Annotated in this window: 31 protein-coding genes; 15 read left to right on the forward strand and 16 right to left on the reverse strand. The window is 68.0% G+C overall.

Going from position 1 to position 25,628, the window contains the following annotated elements; genetic code table 11:
- Positions 1–500 precede the first annotated feature (500 nt).
- Both METRZ18153_RS0119630 and METRZ18153_RS0119635 read right to left on the reverse strand, forming a co-directional pair.
- Positions 501–2,333 (reverse strand): PHA/PHB synthase family protein, encoded by a 1,833-nt coding sequence (locus METRZ18153_RS0119630; protein ID WP_020166345.1) that lies wholly within the window; start codon positions 2,331–2,333, stop codon positions 501–503.
- A gap of 19 nt (positions 2,334–2,352) precedes the next feature.
- A complete protein-coding gene (locus tag METRZ18153_RS0119635) occupies positions 2,353–3,399 on the reverse strand; it encodes an MBL fold metallo-hydrolase (RefSeq protein WP_020166346.1) in 1,047 nt (348 codons plus the stop codon).
- A gap of 175 nt (positions 3,400–3,574) precedes the next feature.
- Here METRZ18153_RS0119635 and METRZ18153_RS0119640 point away from each other — a divergent pair, with 175 nt between their 5' ends.
- The 6 genes from METRZ18153_RS0119640 (at position 3,575) to METRZ18153_RS0119665 (ending at position 6,814) form a co-directional block, all read left to right on the forward strand.
- Complete coding sequence (locus tag METRZ18153_RS0119640) at positions 3,575–3,898, forward strand: hypothetical protein (protein ID WP_020166347.1); 324 nt, start codon at positions 3,575–3,577, stop codon at positions 3,896–3,898.
- 90 nt (positions 3,899–3,988) lie between these two features.
- Positions 3,989–4,549 carry an LOG family protein gene (locus METRZ18153_RS0119645; RefSeq protein ID WP_020166348.1) on the forward strand — a complete coding sequence of 187 codons (561 nt, stop codon included), beginning with the start codon at positions 3,989–3,991 and terminating at the stop codon, positions 4,547–4,549.
- The gene (locus METRZ18153_RS0119650) at positions 4,546–4,929 is read left to right on the forward strand and encodes a hypothetical protein (RefSeq protein ID WP_020166349.1); all 384 of its coding nucleotides are present in this window, start codon (positions 4,546–4,548) and stop codon (positions 4,927–4,929) included. Before METRZ18153_RS0119645 ends, METRZ18153_RS0119650 begins: the two co-directional genes overlap by 4 nt.
- Positions 4,929–5,720 (forward strand): enoyl-CoA hydratase-related protein, encoded by a 792-nt coding sequence (locus METRZ18153_RS0119655; RefSeq protein ID WP_020166350.1) that lies wholly within the window; start codon positions 4,929–4,931, stop codon positions 5,718–5,720. The genes METRZ18153_RS0119650 and METRZ18153_RS0119655 overlap by 1 nt, the downstream gene beginning before the upstream one ends.
- Entirely contained in the window at positions 5,720–6,622 is a 903-nt protein-coding gene (locus tag METRZ18153_RS0119660) for a hydroxymethylglutaryl-CoA lyase (protein ID WP_020166351.1), read from the forward strand. Before METRZ18153_RS0119655 ends, METRZ18153_RS0119660 begins: the two co-directional genes overlap by 1 nt.
- Positions 6,623–6,814 carry a DUF1289 domain-containing protein gene (locus METRZ18153_RS0119665; protein WP_029143892.1) on the forward strand — a complete coding sequence of 64 codons (192 nt, stop codon included), beginning with the start codon at positions 6,623–6,625 and terminating at the stop codon, positions 6,812–6,814.
- 15 nt (positions 6,815–6,829) lie between these two features.
- Here the strand turns inward: METRZ18153_RS0119665 and METRZ18153_RS20940 are convergent, their stop codons facing one another.
- A complete protein-coding gene (locus tag METRZ18153_RS20940) occupies positions 6,830–7,003 on the reverse strand; it encodes a hypothetical protein (protein ID WP_020166353.1) in 174 nt (57 codons plus the stop codon).
- A gap of 208 nt (positions 7,004–7,211) precedes the next feature.
- On the opposite strand from METRZ18153_RS20940, the gene rapZ reads away from it, so the two are divergent.
- From rapZ to METRZ18153_RS0119700, 6 genes are all read left to right on the forward strand, one after another.
- Positions 7,212–8,060, forward strand: coding sequence for an RNase adapter RapZ (gene rapZ, locus METRZ18153_RS0119675; protein ID WP_020166354.1), 849 nt, complete (start codon positions 7,212–7,214; stop codon positions 8,058–8,060).
- The gene (locus METRZ18153_RS0119680) at positions 8,057–8,431 is read left to right on the forward strand and encodes a NusG domain II-containing protein (RefSeq protein ID WP_020166355.1); all 375 of its coding nucleotides are present in this window, start codon (positions 8,057–8,059) and stop codon (positions 8,429–8,431) included. Before rapZ ends, METRZ18153_RS0119680 begins: the two co-directional genes overlap by 4 nt.
- A complete protein-coding gene (locus tag METRZ18153_RS0119685; RefSeq protein WP_020166356.1) occupies positions 8,431–8,946 on the forward strand; it encodes a Gx transporter family protein in 516 nt (171 codons plus the stop codon). The genes METRZ18153_RS0119680 and METRZ18153_RS0119685 overlap by 1 nt, the downstream gene beginning before the upstream one ends.
- Positions 8,943–9,575 (forward strand): flavin prenyltransferase UbiX, encoded by a 633-nt coding sequence (locus METRZ18153_RS0119690; protein WP_029143893.1) that lies wholly within the window; start codon positions 8,943–8,945, stop codon positions 9,573–9,575. The genes METRZ18153_RS0119685 and METRZ18153_RS0119690 overlap by 4 nt, the downstream gene beginning before the upstream one ends.
- Before the next feature lie 91 nt (positions 9,576–9,666).
- Complete coding sequence (locus METRZ18153_RS0119695; protein ID WP_020166358.1) at positions 9,667–10,008, forward strand: STAS domain-containing protein; 342 nt, start codon at positions 9,667–9,669, stop codon at positions 10,006–10,008.
- A 30-nt stretch (positions 10,009–10,038) separates the two neighbouring features.
- A complete protein-coding gene (locus METRZ18153_RS0119700) occupies positions 10,039–11,808 on the forward strand; it encodes a SpoIIE family protein phosphatase (RefSeq protein ID WP_020166359.1) in 1,770 nt (589 codons plus the stop codon).
- Positions 11,809–11,858: 50 nt separating this feature from the next.
- On the opposite strand, the gene METRZ18153_RS0119705 is transcribed toward METRZ18153_RS0119700, so the two are convergent.
- Positions 11,859–12,659, reverse strand: a complete 801-nt coding sequence (locus METRZ18153_RS0119705) for a peptidylprolyl isomerase (protein WP_020166360.1) — start codon at positions 12,657–12,659, stop codon at positions 11,859–11,861.
- Between the two features lie 163 nt (positions 12,660–12,822).
- On the opposite strand from METRZ18153_RS0119705, the gene METRZ18153_RS0119710 reads away from it, so the two are divergent.
- The 3 genes from METRZ18153_RS0119710 (at position 12,823) to METRZ18153_RS0119720 (ending at position 15,048) form a co-directional block, all read left to right on the forward strand.
- Entirely contained in the window at positions 12,823–13,581 is a 759-nt protein-coding gene (locus METRZ18153_RS0119710) for a GNAT family N-acetyltransferase (RefSeq protein WP_020166361.1), read from the forward strand.
- A 24-nt stretch (positions 13,582–13,605) separates the two neighbouring features.
- Positions 13,606–14,442 carry a lysophospholipid acyltransferase family protein gene (locus METRZ18153_RS0119715; RefSeq protein ID WP_020166362.1) on the forward strand — a complete coding sequence of 279 codons (837 nt, stop codon included), beginning with the start codon at positions 13,606–13,608 and terminating at the stop codon, positions 14,440–14,442.
- A 99-nt stretch (positions 14,443–14,541) separates the two neighbouring features.
- Positions 14,542–15,048, forward strand: a complete 507-nt coding sequence (locus METRZ18153_RS0119720) for a macro domain-containing protein (RefSeq protein ID WP_020166363.1) — start codon at positions 14,542–14,544, stop codon at positions 15,046–15,048.
- Between the two features lie 20 nt (positions 15,049–15,068).
- Here METRZ18153_RS0119720 and METRZ18153_RS0119725 read toward each other — a convergent pair whose 3' ends face one another.
- From METRZ18153_RS0119725 to METRZ18153_RS0119780, 12 genes are all read right to left on the reverse strand, one after another.
- Positions 15,069–15,458 (reverse strand): hypothetical protein, encoded by a 390-nt coding sequence (locus METRZ18153_RS0119725; protein WP_020166364.1) that lies wholly within the window; start codon positions 15,456–15,458, stop codon positions 15,069–15,071.
- A gap of 160 nt (positions 15,459–15,618) precedes the next feature.
- Complete coding sequence (locus METRZ18153_RS0119730) at positions 15,619–16,446, reverse strand: DNA ligase (RefSeq protein ID WP_020166365.1); 828 nt, start codon at positions 16,444–16,446, stop codon at positions 15,619–15,621.
- A 91-nt stretch (positions 16,447–16,537) separates the two neighbouring features.
- Positions 16,538–16,747, reverse strand: coding sequence for a hypothetical protein (locus tag METRZ18153_RS0119735; RefSeq protein WP_020166366.1), 210 nt, complete (start codon positions 16,745–16,747; stop codon positions 16,538–16,540).
- A gap of 4 nt (positions 16,748–16,751) precedes the next feature.
- A complete protein-coding gene (locus METRZ18153_RS0119740) occupies positions 16,752–17,453 on the reverse strand; it encodes an ABC transporter ATP-binding protein (RefSeq protein ID WP_020166367.1) in 702 nt (233 codons plus the stop codon).
- The gene (locus tag METRZ18153_RS0119745) at positions 17,446–18,222 is read right to left on the reverse strand and encodes an ABC transporter ATP-binding protein (protein WP_020166368.1); all 777 of its coding nucleotides are present in this window, start codon (positions 18,220–18,222) and stop codon (positions 17,446–17,448) included. The genes METRZ18153_RS0119740 and METRZ18153_RS0119745 overlap by 8 nt, the downstream gene beginning before the upstream one ends.
- Positions 18,219–19,319: an ABC transporter permease subunit gene (locus METRZ18153_RS0119750; RefSeq protein ID WP_020166369.1), complete on the reverse strand. Its 1,101-nt coding sequence runs from the start codon at positions 19,317–19,319 to the stop codon at positions 18,219–18,221. Before METRZ18153_RS0119750 ends, METRZ18153_RS0119745 begins: the two co-directional genes overlap by 4 nt.
- Positions 19,316–20,239 carry a branched-chain amino acid ABC transporter permease gene (locus tag METRZ18153_RS0119755; protein ID WP_020166370.1) on the reverse strand — a complete coding sequence of 308 codons (924 nt, stop codon included), beginning with the start codon at positions 20,237–20,239 and terminating at the stop codon, positions 19,316–19,318. Before METRZ18153_RS0119755 ends, METRZ18153_RS0119750 begins: the two co-directional genes overlap by 4 nt.
- A 118-nt stretch (positions 20,240–20,357) precedes the next feature.
- The gene (locus METRZ18153_RS0119760) at positions 20,358–21,560 is read right to left on the reverse strand and encodes a branched-chain amino acid ABC transporter substrate-binding protein (RefSeq protein WP_020166371.1); all 1,203 of its coding nucleotides are present in this window, start codon (positions 21,558–21,560) and stop codon (positions 20,358–20,360) included.
- 145 nt (positions 21,561–21,705) lie between these two features.
- Positions 21,706–22,890, reverse strand: a complete 1,185-nt coding sequence (locus METRZ18153_RS0119765) for a nidogen-like domain-containing protein (protein ID WP_020166372.1) — start codon at positions 22,888–22,890, stop codon at positions 21,706–21,708.
- A 243-nt stretch (positions 22,891–23,133) separates the two neighbouring features.
- Entirely contained in the window at positions 23,134–24,063 is a 930-nt protein-coding gene (locus METRZ18153_RS0119770) for an acyl-CoA desaturase (RefSeq protein ID WP_020166373.1), read from the reverse strand.
- A gap of 156 nt (positions 24,064–24,219) precedes the next feature.
- Positions 24,220–24,549 (reverse strand): c-type cytochrome, encoded by a 330-nt coding sequence (locus METRZ18153_RS0119775; RefSeq protein WP_020166374.1) that lies wholly within the window; start codon positions 24,547–24,549, stop codon positions 24,220–24,222.
- A gap of 178 nt (positions 24,550–24,727) precedes the next feature.
- Positions 24,728–25,603, reverse strand: coding sequence for a DMT family transporter (locus METRZ18153_RS0119780; RefSeq protein ID WP_020166375.1), 876 nt, complete (start codon positions 25,601–25,603; stop codon positions 24,728–24,730).
- Positions 25,604–25,628 lie beyond the last annotated feature (25 nt).

Below are 25,628 nucleotides of genomic sequence, written 5' to 3' on the forward strand. Positions count from 1 at the left end.
ACCGCCGGCTTCGATCCAGGCCGCAATCGCGAGCAAACTCGCTCCCACGGTCTTCGCTCCGCGCCTGAGCGAGGGAATCTTGCGGGAAGCAGCCGTCGCTGCCGACGGCACCTGAAAACGGCGCCGCGCACTGCCCATCGCTGCTGTCGGGGTCGGAAGACCCCTCCCACAGAACCCCTGCTCCGGCGACGGTGCGGGTGGCCCCCTGTGGGAGCGGCCTTGGCCGCGACGCGGCGGTCGCCGGCCGCTGGCTTCGATCCAGGCCGCAATCGCGAGCAAGCTCGCCCCCACGGTCTTCTGCACAGTGCGGTGCGAAGGATCTCTGCGGGAAGCAGCCGTCGCTGCCGACGGGGCCTGAACCCGGCGCCGCGCACTGCTCTCCGCCGCTGTCGGGGTCGGAAGACCCCTCCCACAGAACCCCGGCTCCGGCGACGGTGCGAGGGTGCTTCCTGTGTGCGCGGCGGCGGCTCTCAGGACCAGTCAGGCACGCGGCGGCGCGATCACTTCTTCATCGTGTCCAGACGCAGCTTGGCGAAACGGCCCGGCGCGTCTTCGATCGGCTTCAGCTTGCCCTTGGCCGGGTCACGCGCCGGCACGGTGTCCGCGTCCTGCGCGCTCACCCATTCCTGCCAGTCGGTCCACCACGAACCCGGGTGCTGGGTGCAGCCGTTGAACCACTCGTCGGCATCACCCGCCAGCTTCACGCCGGGGTTGGTCCAGTAGCCGTACTTGTTGGCCGCAGGCGGATTGACGATGCCGGCGATGTGGCCGGATCCGCCGAGCACGAAGCGCACCGGGCCCGACACCAGCTGGGCGCCGAGATAGGTGCTCTTCCACGGCGCGATGTGGTCCTCGATGGCCGACACGAAGTACACCGGCACCTTGATCTTGCGGATGTCGATCGGCTCGCCCAGCACGGTGATGCCGCCCGGCTCGCGCAGCTTGTTCTGGATGTACATCTGGCGCAGATAGAAGCTGTGCATGCAGGCCGGCATGCGGGTCGAGTCCGAGTTCCAGTACAGCAGGTCGAACGGGAAAGGCTCGCGACCCATCAGGTAGTTGTTGACGACGAAGGACCAGATCAGGTCATTCGAACGCAGCATGTTGAAGGTGCCGGCCATTTCGCTGCCTTCGAGGTAGCCGCGCTCGAACATCTTCTTTTCCAGGCCCTCGACCGCCTTCTCGTCGATGAACACGCCCAGTTCGCCCGGCTCCGAGAAGTCGATCAGCGTGGTGAAGAAGGTGGCGCTGGCGATGCGCTTCTGCTTCTTGCCGGCGAGGTAGGCCAGCGTGGTCGCCAGCAGCGTGCCGCCCAGGCAGTAGCCGGCCGCGTTCACCTCGGTTTCGCCGGTGTGCTTCTCGATCATGTCGAGCGCGGCCAGCGGGCCCTGGTGCACGTAGTCCTCGAAGGTGAGCTGGGCCAGCTTCTCGTCCGGGTTCACCCAGGAAATGACGAACACGGTGTGGCCCTGGTCGGTGGCCCACTTGATGTAGCTGTTCGATTCGCGCAGGTCGAGGATGTAGTACTTGTTGATCCACGGCGGCACGATGAGCAGCGGACGCTTGAACTGCTTGTCGGTGGTCGGGTTGAACTGCAGCAGCTGCATCAGCGCGTTCTCGGCCACCACCTTGCCCGGCGTCGTGGCGACGTTGCGGCCCAGTTCGAAGGCCGAGGTGTCGGTCATGCGCACGCGCAGCTGACCGTCGCCGTCCTCGATGTCACGCAGCAGGTTGTTGAAGCCGCGCAGCAGGTTCTGGCCGTGGCTGCGCACGGTTTCGCGCAGCACTTCGGGGTTGGTCAGCGCGAAGTTGCTCGGGCTGAAGGCGTTGATGGTCTGGCGGGTGAAGAAGTTGACCTTCTGCAGCGTGTGATCGTCCATGCCCTCGACGTTGCTGACGACGTCGTGGATGTGACGGGCGGCGATCAGGTAGCTCTGCTTGAAGAAGTCGAACAGGAAGTGGCTTTCCCACTCCTCGCCGCGGAAGCGGTTGTCGCCCTTGACCGGGGTGACCACCGGCGCCGCATCGACGCCCATGAACTTCAGCATCGACTGCTGCCACAGCGTGTAGTAATCCCACACCAGACCCATCTGCGCCTGCGCCAGCTTGTACGGGTTGGACAGCAGACGCGAGGTCATGTCCATGAAGGCCTGGGCGATGCCCAGTTCGTCGGCCGGCGGCGTGACGCCGCGCTTCAGTTGCCGCTGCACGTGTTCGCCGAGCAGCTTGCTCGCGCGCTCCGCCACTTCGGCGTAGGTCTTCGCGACTTCGGCGGGGTCCGGCAGGGTGGCGGGTTCTGCGGGCTTGGCGTCTTTGGCGGCTGGCTTGTTCATGGTCTCCCCCTGGGCTGGTTCAAGGCTGGGTAAAGCGGATCACGCCGTCCTGCCCGGGCAGGCGGCGCAGTTGTCCGGCTTGCCACAGATGGTTCAGGTGAGCGATCACCTCTCCCATGGCAAACCGGGTCTGGAAACTGTCGAGTTCGCGCTTGAATAGGCGCGGCAGCAATTCGAAGGCGTGCCGCGGCTCGTCGCACAGCGCGGCGATCTGGGCGAGGCGCTTGTCGTGGTGCAGGCGCAAGGCATCGACGCGGGCAACCACGCCGCGATACGGGTCGCCGTGCGCCGGCAGCACGACGGTGGCCGCAGCGAGCGTGCGGAAACGTTCGATCGAATCGAGGTACTGACCGACGGCGTCGGTCTCCGGTTCGAAAGGCAGCGTCGGCGTGTTCGGTGAAATGGTGGGCAGCAGCATGTCGCCGGCGATCAGCACCGGGTCGTGCGCGCGGTAGAACGAAAGATGCTCGGGCGAGTGACCGTGGCCGACAAGCGCCTCCCAGGCGTCGTCGCCGATGGTGATCACCTCGCCGGGCAGGATGCGGCGCATCGCCACCGGCACCGAACCTACGGTACGCCGATAGCGCCTGCCTTCGAGCTGCATCGCTTCGGTCTGCGCGGGCGGCAGACCATGCTGACGGAAGAAGTCCGCCATCAGATCGATGCCGGATGCCGGCGTGTCACCGAACCATGCCTGCGCGGTCAGGTACTCGCCGAGCGACATCCAGATGCGGGCGCCGGTCTGTTCGGCGAGCCAGTCGCCCAGACCGAAGTGGTCCGGATGGCAATGGGTGATCAGGATGCGCCGCACGGGACGGCCGGCCAGGTCGCCGGACAGCGCCTGCAGCCAGTTGGCGCGCGTCGCGTCGTCGGGGAAGCCGGCATCGACCAGGGTCCAGCAGGGGCCGTGCTCGTCCTGGTCCTCGATCGCCCAGACGTTTACATGACCGGGCGCGAAGGCGACCGGCATGCGCAGCCAGTGCACGCCGCGCACCACCGGCGCGAGCCGGCCGGGTTGCGGCGCACTCGCGGGATGCTGTTCGAGAACGGGATCGTGGGCGGACACGGCGGTCGGTGTGGGCCAGGATACTGAAGTCCTTGAATGGTAACCCGAAACGCGGCCCATTGTGCAGTGCAATATCAGGTGCTGCGTCAGCCTGTTGCTACACTCGCGCGTCGGCGACGGAACGCCCCGTGCGTTACCGCATCACAGACCCATGAGCCGATAACGGAGGAGACCCATGCGCGCTGCGATCACCCTGCTGGCCTTGCTGATGACCCTGCCCGTGCGGGCGGAGGACGAGGACCCGACCCGGTTCGTTACCTTCAGCCAGGATTTCGCCGCCAGCTGCGTCTCGCGCAATTCGGTGCAGTTGCTGGTCGGGAACAGCCACCCGAGTCGCACGGTGATGGTGTGGCTGGACCGCTACCACATGGGTGTGGGCACCGGCGACCGCTCGAAAACCGAAATGAAGCCGGGTGCCGAACCGGTGCCGCTGGGCTGTTCGCGCACGCTGGACGGCCCGCAGGAATGGCGCGTCGTGAAGGCCAAGTTCGTCGACTGAGTCATCGAGCGAGGGGGCGATCAACCCTGCCCGTACGCGCGCCGCGCGTGCATACTTCGCTCTCCCGATTTCCGACTTCCGGTTGCACACATGCGTGTCTGTGTCTTCTGCGGTTCACGCAGCGGTGATTCCCCGATCTACGCGGAAGCGGCGCACATCCTCGGCACGCTGCTCGCCGTGCGTGGTCATGGCCTGGTCTATGGCGGCGGCAACATCGGCCTGATGGGTCTGATCGCCGACGCCGCGCTCGACGCCGGCGGCGAGGTGATCGGCGTGATCCCGCAGCATCTGCTCGAACGCGAGGTGGCACACGCCAACCTGACGCAGCTGCATGTGGTCGACAGCATGCATACGCGCAAGGCGCTGATGGCTGACCTGTCCGATCTGTTCATCGCCGCACCCGGCGGCTTTGGCACTCTGGACGAACTGTGCGAAATTCTCACCTGGGCGCAGCTCGGGCTGCACCATAAACCCTGTGGACTGCTCAACGTGGCCGGCTATTTCGATCCGCTGCTTGCCATGTTCGACCAGGCGACCCGCGAGGGCTTTCTCAGCGCGCCGCACCGGCAGCTGATCATTTCAGACGAAGATCCGATCCGCCTGCTCGACCGGCTGGCGGCCGGCGTGACGACCGGGAGTGAAACCGCATGAAGTCTGACTGGAACCGCCCGCTGCTGACCTGCATTGCCGCGCTGCTGCCGTGCACCGTCCATGCCGCAGAGCCGACCACATGGCTGCGGCCGGTCGACCTGATCGAGGCGGTGCCGCTGCTCAACGAGGGCGGACGCGCCGGCTACGGTCGCTTCCTGCAGGTCACGCTGCGCCCGCGCGCGTTCGCGTTGAACATGAACGGCGACTGGGCGTGGAACGCCGGCGACGACGCCGCCAGCGAAGCGATCGCCGCCTGCGAGGCGCAGGGCCTGCCCTGCCAGCTGTACGCGGTCGACGACGAGGTGGTCATGCCGGGCTTCGAACTGGGTGCGCCGCTGCGCGCGCTCGGCGGCCATCTGGTGCAGGGAGCCGCACCTTGATGCGGGACCCGAACGCGCTGGTGCTGACCGAAATCGTCGACGGCATCGGCATCGTCACGCTTAACCGGCCGGACCACCACAACCTGCTCGATGCGTCGCTCGCCGAATCGCTGATCGCGGCCATCGACGACATGGTTGCGCACGCCGATGTGCGCCTGCTCGTGCTGTCGGCGCTGGGTGACAGCTTCAGCATCGGTGCCGACCCGATGGAACTCGAACGCAGCGGTCTGATGGCAGTCGAGCCGGCGCTGGCGGCGCGGCTGATGCGCACGGTCAGCGAGTGCATACGCCCGGTGGTGGCCCGCGTGCAGGGCCCGGCGATCGGCATCGGGGCCGGTCTGATCGCCGCCTGCGACGTCGCCATCGCCAGTTTCGACGCGCACTTCGCATTCGACGAGGTGCGCACCGGCCAGGTGCCGGCGGTGATCGCGCCCTATGTGATGGCGGCCATCGGCCCGGCGCGGGCGCGCCGCTACTTCCTGACCGGCGAGCGCTTTTCCGCGTCCGAGGCCTACCGTATCGGCCTGCTGTCGGAGATCGTCGCCTCGGCCGAACACCTGGACGACGCCGTCGGCGAGGTGGTCGACGCGCTGCTTCTCGGCGGCCCGCGTGCGCAGCAGCAGATCAAGCTGCTGGTGCGTGCTCTCGGCCGGCCGCGCGCCGACGAGAAAACGCTCGATCACGCGGTCGAGATGGAAAACCGCATCGATACCGGCGCCGAGGCGCAGGAGGGACTGGACGCGCTGTTCGCTCGCCGCCGTCCCGGCTGGGTGCCGGCCGGGACGGCGTGATGGGTGCGCTGCCCGCCCGCGTACGCATCGTCGAGGTGGGGCCGCGCGACGGCCTGCAGAACGAACGCGTCGCACTGTCCATCGACGACAGGCTGGCGCTGATCGCGAAACTGGTCGACGCCGGCCTGGTCGATATCGAAGCCGGCGCCTTCGTGTCGCCCAAGCGCGTGCCGAACATGGCGGGCAGCGGCGAACTGATGAAACGTCTGCCGCGCAGCAGTGGCGTGAGCTACCCCTGCCTGGTGCCGAACGACACCGGACTGGACGCCGCGCTGGAAGCCGGCTGCCGCGACATCGCCGTTTTCGCCGCGGTGTCGGAAACGTTTTCGCAGCGCAATACCGCCTGCAGCATCGCCGAATCGATGGCGCGCCTGCGTGCGGTGGCGCGGCGCGCGCTGGACAGCAATGTGCGGGTGCGCGGCTACCTGTCCTGCGTGATCGGCTGTCCGTACGAAGGGCCGATCGCCGCCGGCATCGTTGCCGACATGGCGCTGCAGCTGATCGACATGGGTTGCCATGAAGTCAGTCTGGGCGACACCACCGGCATCGGCACACCGGAGCAGATCCGGCGGCTGATCGACGCGGTGTCGGCGCGGGTGCCGGTGCACCGGCTGGCCGGTCATTTCCACGATACCTGGGGCATGGGCGTGGCGAATGTGTACGCTGCACTGCAGTCCGGCGTCGCGGTGTTCGACGCCTCGGTCGGCGGCCTGGGCGGTTGCCCGTTCGCACCGGGTGCCAGCGGCAATGTGGCAACCGAGGACGTGGTGTATATGCTGGAAGGTGCCGGTGTCGTCACCGGCGTGGATCTCGGGAAGCTGGTCGGCGCGGCGCGCTGGGTCAGCGACCGGCTGGACAGACAGGTGGCGTCGCGCGTCGCGCGCGCCTACAGGACGGAATAGATGGTTGCATCACCTTGCACCGGCGTGTGCACACTCGACCGACAGCTCGGCATCTGTGTCGGCTGCCTGCGCTCGCGCGACGAAATCGCCTGCTGGGGCTCGACCACTGATGAAGTGCGGCTGCAGATACTCGAGCGCATCCGCGAACGGGAAGCGCAGGGCCACCGGCGCGTGGCGCCGGCAGCCGAGTGAGCAACAAACCGACCTTCAGTTTTCGCGTCGCCGCCGCGGCTCGCTGGTACTGCCGTCAGGCGCCGGCGCGTCGCGCGAACCCGGTGCGCCCTGGGCCGGCTGTGAGCGCGACTGGAGTGCGGCTCGCTCGGCTTCGCGCTCGGCACGGCGACGATTGGCCTGGCTGCGCTGGAGTCTGAGATATCGCATGGTGAACACCTCCGGTCGGATTGCCCTGCTACACGCCACATCCTGAATCGGATGCAGTCGGGCAGCACATGAGGCAGCATTCGGATGCTGCGTGCTTTCCGACCGCACTCATTCAGCGTAGTTTCCTCAGACCCAGTGTCAACCATGTTGTTTGCATGAACACGCTTTTTCGCAGGTAAGCCACGTGAATGAAACGAGACGCGGCGCGATGCGCCTGGTACTGATCAGCGGCATGTCCGGCTCGGGCAAGAGCGTTGCGCTCAACGTGCTGGAGGACGCCGGATTTTTTTGTGTCGACAATTTGCCGGCGCCGCTGCTGCCGCAACTGGTCGGCCATCTGCGTGACGCCGGCTACAGCCGCGTCGCGGTCGCGGTCGACGTGCGCTCGGGCAAGAGCATGAGCGCGTTGCCGCCGATGATGGGCGTGCTGCGCAACGGCACCGAACTGCAGACGCTGTTTCTGGATGCGCGCGACGACGCGCTGATCGCGCGCTTTTCCGAGACGCGGCGGCGCCACCCGCTGGGCGACGACCAGACCTCGCTGGCCGAAGCGATCCGCCGCGAACGCGATCTGCTCGAACCCATCGTCGCGCTCGGTCACCGCATCGATACCAGCGACCTGCCGTCGGCAGTGCTGCGCAAATGGGTGCGCGAGCTGGTGCAGATCGACGAGGGCTCCGGCCTGACGCTGATGTTCGAATCCTTCGGCTTCAAGCATGGCATCCCGCTCGACGCCGATCTGGTGTTCGACGTGCGCTGCCTGCCCAATCCCCACTACGACCCGATCCTGCGGCCGCAGACCGGCTGCGATCAGCCGGTGATCGACTATCTGGAGCGCAGTCCGGACGTGCTGCGCATGCGCGACGACATTGCCCGTTTCGTGCACGACTGGCTGCCCTGCTACATCAAGGACAGCCGCAGCTATCTGACGGTGGCCATCGGCTGTACCGGCGGCCAGCACCGTTCGGTCTACATGACGCAGTGGCTGGCCGAACACTTCCGCAAGGAAGCGCGCGTGCTGTTGCGTCACCGTTCGCTGGCTTCGAGCGGCAAATGACGCGCCTGCGGCCCGGTGACTGGCTGATGATCGCAGCCGGCCTGGCCGCAACCATCGCCACCACCGCGGCGCAGTGGGGCCGGGCTGCGCCGACGTTGGCTCAGGTGCGCCTAGACGGCCGCATCGTCGCCGAAATACCGCTGAACGGTACGCATCGCGTCGCTATCGCCGGCGCGCTGGCGGCGCAGGGCGAAACCGTGATCGAGGTCGAGCCGGGTCGCGCCCGCGTTGCCGCCGACCCGGGCCCGCGCCAGTACTGCGTGCATCAGGGCTGGCTGACGCGCGCCGGCGCGGTCGCGGTCTGCGCACCCAGCCACATTTCGCTGCAACTGGCCGGACCGGACAGCGCGCAGGACACGGTGGCGTTCTGATGAGCACCGCGGTCGAGGTTCAGCCGAGTGCGCGCGACCGTCGCCTGGCGCGCTATGCCGCCGCAGCGATCGCCGCATCGCTGATAGAGGCGGCAATTCCCAGCCCGCTGCCGGGTGTGAAGCCGGGGCTGGCCAACATCGTCATCCTCATCGTGCTCGCCCGCCACGGCTGGCGCGACGCCGCCTGGGTCAGCGTGCTGCGGGTAATCGCCGGTAGTCTGCTGGCCGGGCAGTTCCTCGCGCCCGGTTTTTTCCTCGCCGCCACTGGCGCGCTGGTCAGTCTGGCCGTGCTCGGCGCGCTGCAGGCGCTGCCCTGGCGCTGGCTGGGTCCGGTCGGTCGGTCGGTCGCTGCCGCCTTCGCCCACATCGGTGGCCAGCTGGTGCTGGCGCGGCTGTGGCTGGTGCCGCACGACGGCCTGTTCAATCTGACGCCGGTGTTCTTCGCCGCCGCGCTGGTGTTCGGCATCGTCAACGGCGTGGTCGCCGACCGGCTGTTGCGGGACAATGCGGCATGAGCCCGACGCCCCGCCCCCCCACGATACTCGTCGCGCTGACCGGCGCCTCCGGCATGCCCTACGGCCTGCGCCTGACCGAAATGTTGCTGGCCGCCGGCTGCCGCGTCTGGCTGGTGTACTCGCAGGTGGCACAGATCGTTGCCCGGCAGGAGATGGATGTCGTGCTGCCGGCCAATCCGCAGCAGGCGGCGCGCGAACTGTCGGCCCGCTTCAACGCCGCGCCGGGTCAGCTCGAAGTGTTCGGCCGCGAGGACTGGAACTGCCCGCCGGCCTCCGGTTCGAACCCGCCCGATGCCATGGTCGTGTGCCCGTGTTCGATGGGCACGCTGGCCGCGATCGCGCACGGTCTGGCGTCCAACCTGATCGAACGCGCCGCCGACGTGGTCATGAAGGAACGCCGCACCCTCATCCTGGTGCCGCGCGAAACGCCTTTCTCGACGCTGCACCTGGAAAACATGCTGAGCCTGTCTCGCAACGGTGTAGTCATCCTGCCGCCCTCGCCCGGCTTCTACCAGCAACCGCGCGAGATCGCCGACCTGGTCGACTTCGTAGTCGCTCGCATCCTCGACCAGCTGCGCGTTCCGCACACGCTGCTGCCGCGCTGGGGCGAGCCGCAAGCCGGCGACTGACGCTGTCACACGCCTGACATGCAGATGAAACAAGCTGAAGGGCTTTCCGGTCGTGCCGCCGCAGGCGACCGGGCACCTCGGGAGCACGCACATGAAGATGGACAGCCAGCCGCTGGACGGCGGCATCACCCTGATCCGGCTCGACGGTCGCCTCGACATCGAAGGCGCGGAGACGCTGGACCAGCCGCTCACCTACGCCACCAGCACGCACCCGGCCAAGATTGCGATCGATCTGTCGGAAGTGAGCTTTCTCGCCTCGATAGGCATCCGCACGCTGCTGTCGGCGGCGCGCGGCCAGGCCTCGCGTGGCGGCAAGCTGGTCATGTTCGGTGCGCAGCCGATGATACGGCGCGTGTTGCAGACGGCCGGCGTCGACCAGCTGCTGACGCTGTGCGACGACCTCGACGCCGCCCGCCGGGCGCTGGCCGACTGAAGGCCTGGGCAGACCTCCGTGGAGTGCGCGGTGCATAGCGCGCACGCCCGCCGCAGCCTGCGCCTGATCAACGACAGCGGCGCCATTTCCGCTGCGAGCGCCTGGTTGCGCACGCTCGGCGACAGCTTCGATCTGGGCAGCGAGCTGGTGTTCCGGCTCGACCTGTGCGCATCGGAACTGGTCGCCAACATCGTCAGCTACGCCTTCGACGACGAGGCACCACACACCATTGCGCTCGACCTGATCCTGGAACCGCAGTCGGTCAAGCTGGTGGTGGCCGACGACGGCCGCGAATTCGATCCGCTGGAACTGCCGGAGCCGGTGACGCCGGCCACGCTGGAAGAGGCGAGCGTCGGCGGACTGGGCGTGCATCTGGTACGCCAGTTCGCCGATCAGGTCAGTTACGAGCGCGCCAGCGGCCGCAACCAGCTCACGCTGGCATGGACCCGGCCAAGTCGCAGCAGTCCGAGCGGCAGCCGCACCCCGGTACGCCGCGGTGTCGAGCGTCGGCGCCGTCAGGCCGCGGTGTTCCCGCTGATCCGTGCCGACGGCAGCCGCGTCAGCCACGACGCCCGCGTCAGCGGCGAGCGCCGTGCCCTCGGTTTCATTTCGCGGCTCGACCTGTTCCGCGACGTGCCCTACGCGCTGATCGAAGGCCTGCTCGCCCACTGCGCCCAGCGCGACTACCCGGACGAATACGTGGTGCTGGCGCCCGGCATGCGAAACGACCACGTCGCCCTGGTGCTGGCCGGGCGGCTGCGGGTGTACCTGGACGATCCAGCGACTGACGGCCAGGGTGGCTACACGGTGATCGGCAGCGGCGAATGCGCGGGAGAGCTCTCGATCATCGACGGCGAGCCGGCGTCCGCCTGGGTGGTGGCCGAGCCCGGCACGCGCCTGCTGCTGATCGACGCCCACACCTTCTTTTCCGAGCTGCTGCCACTGCCCCAGGTCGCCCGCAACCTGCTGCGCCTGATGGCGGCGCGCATGCGCCAGGCCAATCATCAGGTGGTCGAGCAAGTGCGCCGTTCGCTGGTGCTGGAACGCCTGCAGTCCGAGCTGCGCACCGCGCAGGAAATCCAGTCGGGCATGCTGCCGCTGCGCTCACCGATGTTCGCCGAACATCCGGAGATCGAGTGCGAAGCCAGCATCCAGCAGGCGCGCGAGATCGGCGGCGACTTCTTCGACGCCTTCTTCATCGACGAGAACCGCCTGTTCGTCGCCATCGGCGACGTCTGCGGCAAGGGCATGCCGGCCGCGCTGCTGATGATGCGCACCTTGACCACGCTGCGCGCCGAAGCGGCACGCAAACAGGGGCAGAAGGGGCATCTGGAAAGGGTGATGGAGCGCACCAACCGCAAGCTCGCGCTGAACAACGAACGCCTGCTGTTCGCCAGCCTGTTCATCGGCCTGCTGGACACCCGCGACGGCAGCTTCCGCTACGCCAACGCCGGCCATCTGCGGCCGGTGCTGCTGCGTCGTGGCGACGCGCCGGTGCTGCTCAAGGTGCCGCGCAACCCGATTGCCGGCATCGACCCGACCATCGATTACGCGCTCGGCGAAACCCGGCTCGGCTCGGGTGACCAGCTGCTGCTCTACACCGACGGCGTGACGGAAGCGCTGAACACGCGCGGCGAACTGTTCGGCGAAACGCGGCTGCTGGCGACGCTGACCGGTCTGCGCGCCGGCGCGGCAGGCGCCATCGACACGGTACGCGAGGCGATGCGCCTGTTCTGCGACGGTCAGGCGCCGTCGGACGACGTGACGCTGCTGGCGCTGCGCTACGTCGGCCACGCGTAGAACATGCATCCGCCACGTCCTTCGCGGACAGCGGCGGATGCCCGTCGTGCTTACTGCACCTTGGCCTTCGACATCAGCGACTCGATGTGGGCCTGCACCGCCTGCTGCTGCATCGATTCGATCACGCGGTCCTTCACCTCCTCGAACTTCGGCGCTTCGGCGCGGCGGACGTCGTCGAGCTGGATCACGTGGAAGCCGTAGGCGGTCTTGACCGGCTCGGTCGTGAACTGGCCCTTCTCCAGCTTCTGCAGTGCCGCGTCGAACTCCGGCACGAAGGAGCCCGGGCGCGACCAGCCCAGTTCACCGCCGCGCTCCTTGCTGCCCGGATCGTTCGACACCGACACCAGTTCGGTAAAGGGCGTGCCGGCCTGCAGCTTGGCGATGATGTCGCGCGCGACCTCTTCGGAATCGACCAGGATGTGGCGCGACGCGTATTCGTTCGGGCCGCCCTGGGCGACCACGCGCTCGTACTCGGCGCGGGCGGCCGCCTCCGTCACCGGGTTCTTCTCGACCCAGCGCTCCAGGTAGGCGTTGGCCAGCAGTTCGCCACTGGAATAGGCGATGCGCTGCTGTACCTCGGGCACCTTGTCGGTACCGGCCTTGCGTGCCGCCTGCAGCAGCACCTCGCGGCGCACCAGGTGCTCGCGCACGCGGTTGCGCAGTTCTTCGTTGTCCGGCGCGCCCTGGGCGACCTGCTCACGTACCAGCAGATCCGCCAGCGCAGCGGGCACGGCCACGCCATTGACCTTGGCCAGCGCGGCACCGGCAGCAGGCGCCTTGGTTTCGGCCACGGCGGAGGTGGCAACACTCATCATCAGGGCGGCGGCAAGCACGCCGATACGGTGGTTCATCAGTACATCCTCGTGGGTTGTGTGGGGCTCGATCGAGCGGAATGCTTATACCGCCCTTTTGGCCAGCGTGGCGAGGGCCGCTGTAACCGTGCTGTCGCCGCGGCGTCATATGTGCTGAACACGCGCTGCATATCTTGAAGCGGTACCCTTCACGGAGACGGGAATGCTTCAGATCGATTCGGCACGCGAACGGCGTGCCCAGCGCAACCTCAGCGTCACGCTGGCGGCCTGCGAATCCGAGGTGCTGGCGGCGCAGCAGCTGCGCTGGCGGGTGTTCGCCGACGAGCTTGGCGCACGGCTCGACAGCCCGGTGCACGGCGCCGACATCGACCGCTTCGACGCCCACTGCAAACACCTGATCGTGCGCGACGAGGACAACGGCCGCATCGTCGGCTGCTACCGCATCCTGCCGCCCGAGGCGGCGCGGCGCACTGGTGGCTACTACTCGGAAACAGAATTCGACCTCGGGCGGCTCGACCACCTGCGCTCGCAGATGGTCGAGATCGGCCGCTCCTGCATCGACGCCGACTACCGCAACAACGCGGCAGTGATCGCGCTGCTGTGGTCCGGTCTCGCGCGCTACATGCTCGACGGTGGCCACCAGTACCTGATCGGCTGCGCCAGCATCGGTCTGGCCGACGGCGGCCACAACGCGGCGGCCATCTGGGCCGGCCTGAGCGCGCACATGGCGCCGGCCGAGTACCGGGTGTTCCCGAAGGTGCGGCTGCCGCTTGAACGCCTGACGCCGAACGCCAGCAGCGTGCTGCCGCCGCTGGTCAAGGGCTATATCCGCGCCGGCGCCGAGGTGTGCGGCGAACCAGCCTGGGACCCGGATTTCAACACCGCCGACCTGCCGCTGCTGCTCACCATGGCCAAGCTGGACGCGCGCTACGCGCGCCACTTCGTGCAGCGCGCCGCCTGATCCGCGAACCGGGGAGGACGTAAGATGTCTGTCATCAGTCTGTTTGCCGACCTCGATCTTCCCTTGTCGCATCCTCATCCGCACCACCCCGTCGCGGCGCGCGCCGCCGCGGCGACACACCACACTTCCGGCCTGCGCGCGCAGGCGCGCATGAGCTGGCGCATCGCGCGGCTGGCCCTGCATCTGGCGGCCGGCTGCTCGCGCGTCGCCCTGCTCTATCCGCTGGTCGGCGAGCGCACGCAGCGCAAGATGCGCGCACGCTGGTCGCGCCAGCTGCTCGGCGTGCTCGGCGTCGAACTGCAGGCGCAGGGGCCGCTGCCCCGGCCCGGCCAGCTGCTGGTGAGCAATCACATCTCCTGGGTGGACGTGTTCGTGATCAACGCCATCTCGCCGCTGTCCTTCGTCTGCAAGGACGAGGTCCGCAGCTGGCCGCTGCTCGGCTGGCTCGTGGCGCGCAACCACACGGTATTCATCCGCCGCGCCAGCCGCAGTTCGGCGGCCGAGGTGCGCGACCGGCTGGTCGGCTCGCTCAGCTGCGGACGCAGCGTGATGGTGTTCCCGGAAGGCACGACCACCGACGGCCGCGCCGTGCTGCCCTTCCGCGCCGCGCTGTTCCAGGCGGCGATCGACGCCGGCCGTGCGGTCAAGCCGGTGCGGCTGCGCTATGTCGATCACCGTGGCGAGCACTCGGACGCCGCCGCCTACATCGACGACGTGAGCTTCTGGCAGTCGGTCTGCATGCTGGCGCGCGCACCGCGCACCGTCGCCCGGGTCGAACTACTGCCGGCCCTGCCCTCGCACGGCCTGACGCGGCAGGATCTGGCGCAGGTGACGCACGCCCAGGTGAGCGCGACCGCCTGAACAGTTGATTCGGATCAACGGCCGCGCAGCACGGCGGCGTACCGTGGAATCGGAGGCTGCGGCACGGTGCCGCAGACCGGACGGTACGAGGAGAACCGCATGATCCGCGAAGTCACCGGAGACATTCTTTTTACGCAGGCCCAGGTCATCGCCCACGGCATCGCCGTGCGCGAACGTTTCGACCACGGTCTGGCGCTGGCACTGCGTGAGCGCTGGCCGTCGATGGCGCGCGATTACCGGCATGCACAGCACGGCCGCCACATGGTGCCGGGCGAGGTGTGGTCGTGGGCCGGCGTCGATAACGACGGCAGCACGCGCAACATCGTGAACATGCTCACCCAGGACATGGTGGGTGAAGGACCGGCCGCCAAGCCGGGCAAAGCGACGGTCGAGCACGTGCATCACGCGCTGAAAGCGCTGGCCCGGCACCTGCAGGCGATCGGCGCCACCAGCGTGGCACTGCCGCGGCTCGCCACCGGCGTCGGCGGTCTGGACTGGGCCGAAGTGAAGCCGCTGATCGAACAGCATCTGGCGCCGCTGGGCATTCCGGTCGTCGTCTATGAAACCTATCGCAAGGACGTGGTGGCCGACGAGAAGCTGCACTGAAGCTGCCGGCGCGGCGGAATTCAGCGCCCGTCGCGCAGGCTGTCGATCAGCGCCATATTGTGTTCGAGCAGGCGATTGCATTCGTCGTCGCGCTGCGCGAACGCGTCGTCCAGCCCCTGCGCCTGTGCCGGGTCGGCGCGGCGTTCGGCCAGCGCCTTGCGCTCGCGCGCCAGCACGGCCGCGACCTGCGGGCGCTCGCCGAGGCGCATGGCCAGCGACAGGTAGTTCTTCGCCGCGTACTGGACGCGCACGGTCCGGCTCGCCTGCGGATGCGCTGCCGCGATATCGCCGTAGATCGCCGAGCAGGCGGCCAGCCGGTCGGCCAGCGTCGGCCGGTCCAGCACCTGGGCCTGCGCGGCGGCAGCAAGCAGCAAAAGGGTCATCGAGAGCGCTGTGTGTTTGATGTGCATGCATGTGCCTCCGTGTTCGGCATCGCAGCGTAGACAGCGCACGGCCGCCGCTGCAGCCGCCGAACCGCGATGAGGACCGGGTCACCGCACGATCGGGAACACATCCCCTGTGCGGCGAGCGTTGGCACTCCGGTGCCCAGGACGGCTTCCCGTGACGCACCTAAGGCAGCAGCCGCTCGCGCAGGAAAACCGGAAAGCGCGGCTGGCCACGTGGCGTCAGTTCGCGATAGCGGTAGGTGACGACGGCGCCGATGGCCGGCGGCGCGGCGCGCTGGGCGTCGGTGAAACCGCTGCCGATGCGGAAACGCCGTCCCGCTGCATCGACCACCTCGAGCGCGCCCAGCCGGCCACGATGGCGGCCCTTGCCCGGCAGGTGGGCGAGCACGGTCGCTTCGGCATCGAGAAAGGGCGTGAGCTTGAGCAGTGCGTCGCTGCGACCGGCCGTCCAGTGGGCATCGGCCCGGTGCAGCATCAGGCCTTCGCCACCGCCGGCGACAACCTCGTCGAACAGCGCCTGCAGCGCGGCATGGTCGGCGAGTCGCTGCTGCGGCACGACACGTATCCAGTCGGCGGCGGTCGCCTCGACCAGCTGCTGCATGCGCGCGAGCCGCTGCGAAAAGTCGCCGTCCGCGCCGGGAAGATCGAACAGCATGTAACGCACCGCGCGCCAGTCGGCATCCGCCGGGCGCTCACGGCGGACGATGCCCGACAGTTCGTCGAAGCGGCCGCGCCCCAGCCACAGTTCGCCGTCGAGCGGGAATCCGGGCAGCGGCGCGATAAACCACGCCGGTGCGGCGATGACCGCACCGTTGCGCAGGCGCAGCGCCTGCCCGTCCCAGCGGGCACGGACACCGTCAAGCTTCTCGCTGACCCAGTAGGGCGCCGGGTCGATGTCGGCCGGCGCGCGCTGCGCCAGCATCGGCGACAGCGGGTCGGCGACGGCGAATGACGAAAACAGGCCGCAGAGAAGGAACAACAGCGCGCGCATGAGCGGAACTCCGATGACGGAGCCGCGATTATCACGCGCAATGACAACGGCAACCCACGCAGCGCCTGCTCGTGCAGCGCGTTGCGGACCTTCAGCGTGCTTCGCCGGCCTTGTCGCGCTCGCGCTGGTAGCGCTCGTACTCGAGATTCGCCGTATCCAGGCAGCGGCTGCGCTCGGCCGCATCGACGATGCGGTCGCATTCGTTCTGGCGCCAGCCGGCGGCGCCGTCATAGACCTGACGGCTGCTGCAGCCGGCCAGTACGCAGGTCAGAACGGTGATGGCGGCGATCAGGCGGATCACGGCTTCACTCCCCGAGATAGGCGGCACGTACCGCCGGGTTGTCCAGCAGTTCGGCCGCCGGTGCGCTCAGCGTGATTTCGCCGCCGTCCATGACGCAGCCGCGGTCGCACAGCGACAGCGCGAGCCGCGCGTTCTGTTCGACCAGCAGCAGCGTGACCCCTTCGCGCGCGACTTCGCGGATCACGTCGAACACCGTGTCGACCATGATGGGCGACAGGCCCATAGACGGCTCGTCGAGCAGAAGGATGCGTGGCCGGCTCATCAGCGCGCGGCCGATGGCCACCATCTGCTGCTCGCCGCCGGACAGCGTGCCGGCGGTCTGGCCGGCGCGCTCCTTCAGCCGCGGCAGAAGACCGAACACGCGTTCGATGTCGGCCGCTATGGCGGCCTTGTCGTCGCGCACGTAGGCGCCCATTTCGAGGTTTTCGAGCACCGACAGCCGGGCGAACACGCCGCGACCTTCCGGCACCAGCGCCAGGCCCTTGCGCACCAGCAGGTGTGGCGGCGCGTGCTCGATCGCCTCGCCACCCAGCTTCACGCTGCCGCGCGCCGGCAGCATGCGGGAGATGGCCTTCAGCGTGCTGGTCTTGCCGGCGCCGTTGGCGCCGATCAGCGCCACCTTCTCGCCGGCGGCGACATCGAGGTCGACGCCGCGCACCGCGCAGATGCCGCCGTAATGCACTTCGAGTCCGCGCACCTCAAGCATCGACCGCCTCCGTACCGAGGTAGGCGGCAATCACGCGCGGGTCGCGCCGCACGACGTCCGGCACGTCCTCGGCGATCTTCTCGCCGTAATCGAGCACGGCGACGCGGTCGCACAGCCCCATCACCAGTTTCACGTCGTGCTCGATCAGCAGCACGGTCAGGCCATCGCCGCGCAGCTTATCGATCAGCGCGCGCAGGCCGGCGGTTTCGGTCGCGTTCATGCCGGCGGCCGGTTCGTCCAGCGCCAGCAGCTTCGGTTCGGTCGCCAGCGCGCGGGCGATTTCCAGCCGGCGCTGGTCGCCGTAACTCAGGTGGGTGGCCTGCTGGTTGGCCAGCCGGTCGATGCCGACATAGCGCAGCAGCGCATGCGCGCGCGCCTCGGTGTCGGCCTCCTCGCGCCGCGCCGCCGGCGTGCGCAGGATGGCGCCGAGTACGCCGGTGCGCAGCCGGATGTGGCGGCCGACCATCACGTTCTCCAGCGCGCTCATCGCGCCGAACAGCCGGATGTTCTGGAAGGTGCGGGCGATGCCGACGCCGGCGATTCGGTGCGGCACGCCCAGCGGCAGCGGCTGGCCGTTGAAGCGCACCTCGCCCTGGTCGGCGCTGTACAGGCCGGTCAGCACGTTGAAGAAGCTGGTCTTGCCGGCGCCATTGGGGCCGATCAGGCCGTACACCTCGCCGGCGCGTATCGCCAGCGACACGTCGCGCAGCGCCTGTACGCCGCCGAAGCGCTTGCTGATGCCGTTCGCTTCGAGCAGAGGTGTGCTCATGCCGCCTCCCCGTGCGCCGCCAGTTCGCGCTTGCGCAACGCCGACGGCCACAGCCCGGCCGGGCGCCAGCGCATCACGAGCACCAGCGCGATGCCGAACAGCAGCAGGCGCAGCGATTCCGGATCGATCAGCACCTTGCCGAACAGCGTCTGCTGCAGCGGTACCGCCCCCCAGCGCAGTGCCTCGGGCAGCAGCGCGAGCAGCACCGCGCCGAGGATGACGCCGGCGATATTGCCCATGCCACCGAGCACCACCATGCACAGCACCATGATGGATTCGAGCAGGCCGAAGGATTCCGGGCTGACGAAGCCCTGGAAGCCGGCGAACAGACCGCCGGCCACGCCGCCGAAGGTGGCGCCGAGGCCGAAGGCGAGCAGTTTCACGTTGCGCGTGTTGATGCCGCAGGCGCGCGCGGCGACTTCGTCCTCGCGGATGGCGACCCAGGCGCGGCCGAGCCGCGAATCCTGCAGCCGCACGCAGACGAAGACGACGAGCAGGGTCAGCGCAAGGAAGAAGTAGTACTGCAGATACACCCCGGGCAGCGTGAAACCGAACAGCTCCAGCGGCCGGTTCAACGCGTGGCCGCCGATCTGCGCGGCGGCGATGTTGTTGATGCCCTGCGGGCCGTTGGTGATGTTAGCCGGCGCATTCAGGTTGTTCAGGAAGATGCGGATGATTTCACCGAAGCCCAGCGTCACGATGGCCAGGTAGTCGCCGCGTAGCTTCAGCGTCGGCGCGCCGAGCATTACACCGAACAGCCCGGCCACCAGCGCGCCGAGCGGCAGCACCGCCCACACCGGCCAGCCTGGCGCGGCGGCGAAAAGCTGCGGAAAGGCGAGCGCCAGATGCGGGCTGGACAGCAGTGCGTACAGATAGGCGCCGACCGCGTAGAAGGCGATGTAGCCGAGGTCGAGCAGGCCGGCGAAGCCGACCACGATGTTCAGCCCGAGCGCCAGCATGATGTAGAGCAGCGCGAAATCGACGATGCGCACCCAGGAATTGCCGAAGCCCGCGCCGACGACGAAGGGCAGCACCGCGAGCGCCACGCCGATCAGCACGACGCCCAGCCTGGCCTTCAGTTTCGGATCGACGCTCATGCGCGTTCCGCCACTTTCTCGCCCATCAGGCCGGACGGCCGGAACACCAGCACCAGGATGAGCACGAAGAAGGCGAACACGTCCTTGTAATGGCTGCCGAGGAAACCGCCAGTCAGGTCGCCGATGTAGCCGGCGGCCAGGCTTTCGATGATGCCCAGCAGCAGCCCGCCCAGCATGGCGCCGCCGAGATTGCCGATGCCGCCCAGCACCGCCGCGGTGAAGGCCTTCAGCCCGAGCATGAAGCCCATCGCGTAGTGGGCGATCGAGTAGTTGGCCGCCACCATGACGCCGGCCACCGCCGCCAGCGCCGAACCGAGCACGAAGGTGAAGGAGATGACGCGGTCGACATCGACACCCATCAGCCGCGCCACCGCGGGGTTCTCGGCCGTCGCGCGCATCGCGCGGCCGAGCCGGGTGCGGTTGATCAGCCAGACCAGCGCCGCCATCAGCGCCGCCGCCGTGGCGATGATGATGATCTGCAGATCGGTGATGGCCGCGCCGAGGAACTGGTGCGGAGCTGCCGGCAGCAGCGGCGGAAAGGTGTGGTAGTTGCGGCCCCAGCCGATCATGGCCAGCTGCTGCAGCACGATGGAGACGCCGATGGCGGTGATCAGCGGCGCCAGCCGCGGCGCGTTTCGCAGCGGCCGGTAGGCGATGCGCTCTATCGTGAAACCGACCGCCATGCAGACCGGAATCGCGATCAGCAGGCCGCCGAGCACGACGACCGGGCCGGGCAGGCCACTGGGCACCAGCAGGCCGATGGCGGTCAGCGCGGTCAGCGCGCCGATCATCACCACCTCGCCGTGGGCGAAGTTGATCAGACCGAGAATGCCGTAGACCATCGTGTAGCCGAGGGCGACCAGCGCGTAGATGCTGCCGAGCACCAGACCGTTGATGATCTGCTGGATGAAAATGTCCACGAGGTGTCGAGGGAGGCCGGGAGAAGGTGGAAGCGCCGATCAGGCGCCGGCGATGCGCGCCGTCCGGCCCGGGGCCGGTACGGACGCGCAAGACTGCATTGTGCCGCTCAGTTGGCGCTCAGTTGCTCGGCTTGCCGCCCATCGTTTCGAGCGCCGACCACGCACCGGCCTTCGCCTGGTACAGCGTGACCGCGCCGTCCTTGATGTCGCCCTTCTCGTCGAACTGTATCTGCGCGCTCAGACCCGGGTAGTTCAGCGCCGCCAGCGCCGGCAGGAATTTCGCCGTTTCGGTCGAACCGACCTGCTTCATCGCCTCGGCCACCACGCGCACCGCGTCGTAGGCATAGGGGGCATAGAGCTGGATATCGGTCTTGTACTTCGCCTTGTAGCGGTCGCGGAAGGCGGTGCCACCGGCCATCTGGTCCAGCGGCACGCCGGGCAGCGAGCAGTAGTGACCCTCTGCGCCCTCGCCCGCCAGCTTGTGGAACTCGACCGTGCATGCGCCGTCGCCGAACAGCATCGGCGCGGTGATGCCGAGGGTTTTCAACTGGCGCGCCATCGGACCCGCCTGGGTATCCATGCCGCCATAGAACACGAGGTCGGGCTTGGTCGACTTCACCTTGGTCAGGATGGCGGCGAAGTCCGTTTCCTTATCGGTCGTGTATTCGCGGGTGACCACCTCGGCACCGGCCGCCTTGGCCGCCTTCTCGAACTCGTCGGCCAGGCCCTGACCGTAGGCAGTACGGTCGTCGATGATGGCGATCCTCTTCGCACCCAGCTTGCCCGTGGCGAAGCCGCCGAGCACGCTGCCTTGCTGCACGTCGTCGGCGAACACGCGGAACGCCGTCTTGTAGCCCTGCCGCGTGTAGGTCGGATTGGTGGCAGACGGCGACACCTGGACGATGCCCGCGTCGTGATAGATGCGCGACGCCGGAATCGTCGTGCCGCTGTTCAGGTGACCGATCACCGCGTGTACGTGCGCATCGGCCAGCTTCTGCGCCACCGTCGTGCCCTGACGCGGATCGGCCTGGTCGTCCTCGCCCAGCAGTTCGAACTTCGCCACCTTGCCACCGATCAGGATCTTCTCGGCGTTCAGGTCGTCGATGGCCAGCCGGGCGCCGTTCTCGTTGTCCTTGCCGAGGTGGGCCTGCGGGCCGGTCAGCGGCGCCACATGACCGAGGCGGATGGTGATCGTCGCCTCGCCGGCATCGGCGGTCACGGCCGGCACGGCGGCCTCTTCCTTCGGACCGCAGGCAGCGAGCAGGCAGGCCGACAGGGCCACGAGTGCGGACAGCGGGCGCGACGGGGTGATCAGGGTCATGTGTAATCTCCGCGAGGGGCTGAAAAGGTTGTCAGCTCCGGATTTTGCGGGCGGGCGCGCGGAGCGTCAATTTTGGCTGGCCGAAATGACGACGCCGGCGTGCTCAGGCAGGCCGGCGTCGTGCGGTCGCGTCGGAAAACCGCGATCAGCGCGTCCGACGGCGGCGCGCCGCGGCAATCAGGCCGAGGCCGGCGAGGAACATCGCATAGGTTTCCGGCTCCGGAACCGGCACCGTCACGACGATGGGGTTCTGCGACATCGACACCGGGCCGGTCTCGCTGAAGGTGAGGCCGGTCACGAAGGCGGTCGGGTTCAGCGGATCGAGCGCCGCGCCCTCCTCGATGCCGAGGATGCGGAAGCGGGTGACCGCCTCGGCGAAGGTGAAGGTGACGCCGCCGGTCAGCACGTCGCCGCTGGCCACCCAGGCTTCGCCGTTCCACAGCCACAGATCGTACAGGCCGTCGCCGAAGGTCGGCAGCAGCACCGAGGTGATCGACGGGCCACTGTTGACGATGTAGTCGTAGCCGACGGCGATGTCCGGATCGATGAACACCGGCGTACCGGCGGTCACGTTGAAATCGAAGTTCCAGCCCTCGTCACTGGCCACCGGCATCAGCGGATTGGAAGCCGACGAACCCGGCAGCTGGCCGTTGCGGATAGCGAACGACCACAGACCGGCCTCGCCGCCTGCCACATTGGTGGTGTGCTGCAGGTTCAGCACGTCGCCGGTGCGCGAACCGGGCAGCGTCAGGTAATTGACGCCGTCACCGGCGTCGTAGCCGGCCTGCGCCGGAATGCCGCCCAGGCCATTCGAGCCGCCGCTGGCGTTACCGGTGGTCCATTCGAGGCGCTCGTAACGGAAGTCGACGTCGAAGTCGCCGCCGCCCTGATTGCGCAGCACCAGCTGGAAGCTGTTGGTCTTGTCGGTCGCTCCACTGTAGTAGCCGACGGAATCCCAGGTCACGGCCAGTGTGTTCGCGTTCGGCGAGTGGATCCAGACGTTGCCCACGGTGCGCGTGTCGACGTCACCCCAGAAGGGCGCAATCATCGGCTGGCTGGTGATCGGGAAGGGATCTGGCGTGTAGGCACCGATCGCCGACAGGAAACTGATGTTGCCGTTGTTGTTGACAACGAAGTTGCTGAAGGTCTGGCCGAAGAAGTTGATGTCGAACGGCAGCGGCAGCTGGTTGGTCGATTGGTCGTCGTTGGCCGCGAGGAACTGCGAGCCGTAGATATTCTCACCGACGCCGAAGGTGAGCATCGAAACAGCCTGCGCGCCGCCGGACAGCGTGGCGATCAGCGCGGGCAGGAGAAGGGTGCGGAATTTCATCTGTAACGCTCCGGTAATGTTCGACCGGGCGTCAGCAAGTCATATGCCAAAACGTATGACTTTAGTATTAGTCCTTTCGGATCATCGACCTACGCCATGTGGCGGCGGCACGCCGTTTCAGCGGTGTAAGACCGGCCGACACGACCGTCCGGAGGTGCCTAGCACAACGCCGATCGCAACGGCCCCATGTCAGCTGAAGCGATGCGTGACGCGGGTCACGGCCGGCGCATTGCGCGTGATCGCTCAGCTGCGCACCTTGTCGCCGGCCGGCAGCGGGCTCAGCCCACCCTCTTCACGCACGTCGTCCGGCAGGCGTTCGCGCAGATCGCTGATGATGCCGAGCGCGGCCATTAGCTTCAGGATGTAGAAGGTGACGTCGATTTCGTACCAGGCGAAGCCGGCACGCGCGCTGGCGCCGTAGCGGTGGTGATTGTTGTGCCAGCCGCCGCCGAAGGTGAGCAGCGCCAGCAGCGGGCGGTTCACCGAGTCGTCGTCGGTGTCGTAACGACGATAGCCGCCCGGCATGAAACGGAAGTGGCCGACCGAATTGACCATGGACACCGTCTGCACGCCGAGCGCAGTGGGCAGGAAGAAGCCCCACATCAGCGCCGCACCGCCGCTGACGGTCGGGCCGAAGGCACCGGCCTGCGCCAGCAGCCAGATGAAGAAGGCGCCGGACAGCATGAGGAGCGTGTAGTGCTTGTTCACCCAGAGGATTTCCGGGTAGCGGGCAAAGTCGGGCACGACGTCGAGGTCGGTGTCCTTGTAGCGCTCGCACCAGACCCAGCCGACGTGCGAATGGAACAGGCCATGCTGGCGCGGCGAGATCGGATCGTCCGGCGTTTCGACGTTCTGGTGGTGGTGGCGGTGCACCGACGCCCACCACAGTGGACCGTGCTGGCCGCACTGCGAAGCGATCACCGCGAGGATGAACTGCACCGGGCGTGAGCACTTGAAGGCGCGGTGCGAGAAGTAGCGGTGGTAGATGCCTTCGACGCCGAACATGCGCAGCGCGTAGCTCGCCAGCGCCAGCCACACCAGAGGCCAGGTCGGCGGATAGACGAAAGGGGTGGCGATCGCGGCAACGAACAGGATGACGTAGCGCACCCGTGTCTGGTTGATCGACTCGGTGACCTGCTTGCCGTACTGCGTGCGGGACGTTGCTGCGCTCATGCTCGACCTTCTCCGGGAAAAGGAATGCCGGGCGCGAGTCTAGCAAGCGGGGTATTGCAGCCGATGCGTCGAATACAGCCGGCCCTTGCCCCCAATTCGCCGGGTGAACGAAAAAGCCGGCCATGTGGCCAGCTCTTCCCGTACGCGACAGCGTGCTTACTTGGCGCCGCCGAGCACCCAGGCTGCCAGCGTCTTGGCATCGGCGTCCGACAGACCCGGCTGCGCCGGCATCGGCATCGGGCCACCCCAGGACGGCTTGGTGCCGGCCGGCGTGCCGGCCTTGATGAAGGCGGCAACCTTGGCTTCGGCGTCCTTCTGGCCGGCGTACTTCTTCGCGACAGCCTGGTAGCCCGGGCCGATCTTCATGTCGGCGCCCTGCGAATGACAGGCCAGACAGCCCTTGGCGGTGGCCAGGTCCTTGCTGGCGAAAGCCGGCGCGCTCACGAGCGCTGCGGCGCAGACGACGGCGGAAATCAGGGTTTTCATGGTGTTCCTCGACGGAGTGGTTGATCCAACGTTCAGTGGGTCGCGGGGCCGGGCAGATCCGGCGCAGGCTCGGCGGCGCGGCCCGCAAGTCTAAGCCAGCCGACAGCGGGTGAACAAGAGCGCGCCGTGCAGCCTGCCCCGGATACAACGACGGCCAGCCGCCGCACGTTGACCGGGATCAGCGCACTGACGTTCGCCGCCAGCCGAGGCTGAGCGCCGTGCCGACCAGGATGATGACGGTGCTTGCCAGCATCGCCAGCGTCGGCCGCTCGTCGAACAGCAGATGGCCCCACAGCATGGCGAAGGGCGGGATCAGGAAGGTGACGCTGAGCGCCTGGGTCGCCCCCATGCGGCCGATCAGACGGAAATACAGCGCATTGGCCAGCGCCGTCGACAGCAGACCGAGCACCACCACTGCCAGCAGCGGGCGCCAGGACGGCAGTTGATCGGGCAGCGACACCAGCGCCCACGGCAGCAGCAGCAGCGCCCCGACCAGCGAAATGCCGGTAGCGACAGCGGACGGATGCACGTCGTGCAACTGTCGCCGGACCCACTGCACACACAGCCCGTAGGAGGCCGACGCGATCAGCCCGAGTGCCACCGCGTCCAGCCCGACCTTGAGTCCGCCCACTTCGCGCAGGCCGGCAAGCAGCGCGACGCCGGTAAAGCCGAGCAGCAGGCCCAGCTGCTTCGAGCGCGACAGCGCCTCGCGCCACACCCACACGCCGAGCAGCGCCGAAAAGAGCGGTGAAGTCGCGTTCAGCACCGCGGCGAAGCCGGCGCTGGAGCGCATGACGGTCTCCGCGAACAGCACGAAGGGCAGCGCCGTGCTGCCGGCACCGGTCAGCAGCAGCCAGCCGCTAACGCGGCGACGCTGGCCTGCAGCCACGTCGCGCAAGGGCCAGCCAAACAGTGCCAGCAGCGCCATCGACGCCAGCGCAAGACGCAGCCCGACCGTCAGCGGCAGACCCAGTTCGGGAATGGCGACACGGTAGAGCGCGAAGGACGCACCCCAGATCAGCGCCAGCAGCAGGAATTCGACACGGGTGCGCACGGTGGGGCGAGGTCGAAGCGGGCCG

The organism is Methyloversatilis discipulorum, assembly GCF_000385375.1.
Lineage (GTDB): Bacteria > Pseudomonadota > Gammaproteobacteria > Burkholderiales > Rhodocyclaceae > Methyloversatilis > Methyloversatilis discipulorum_A.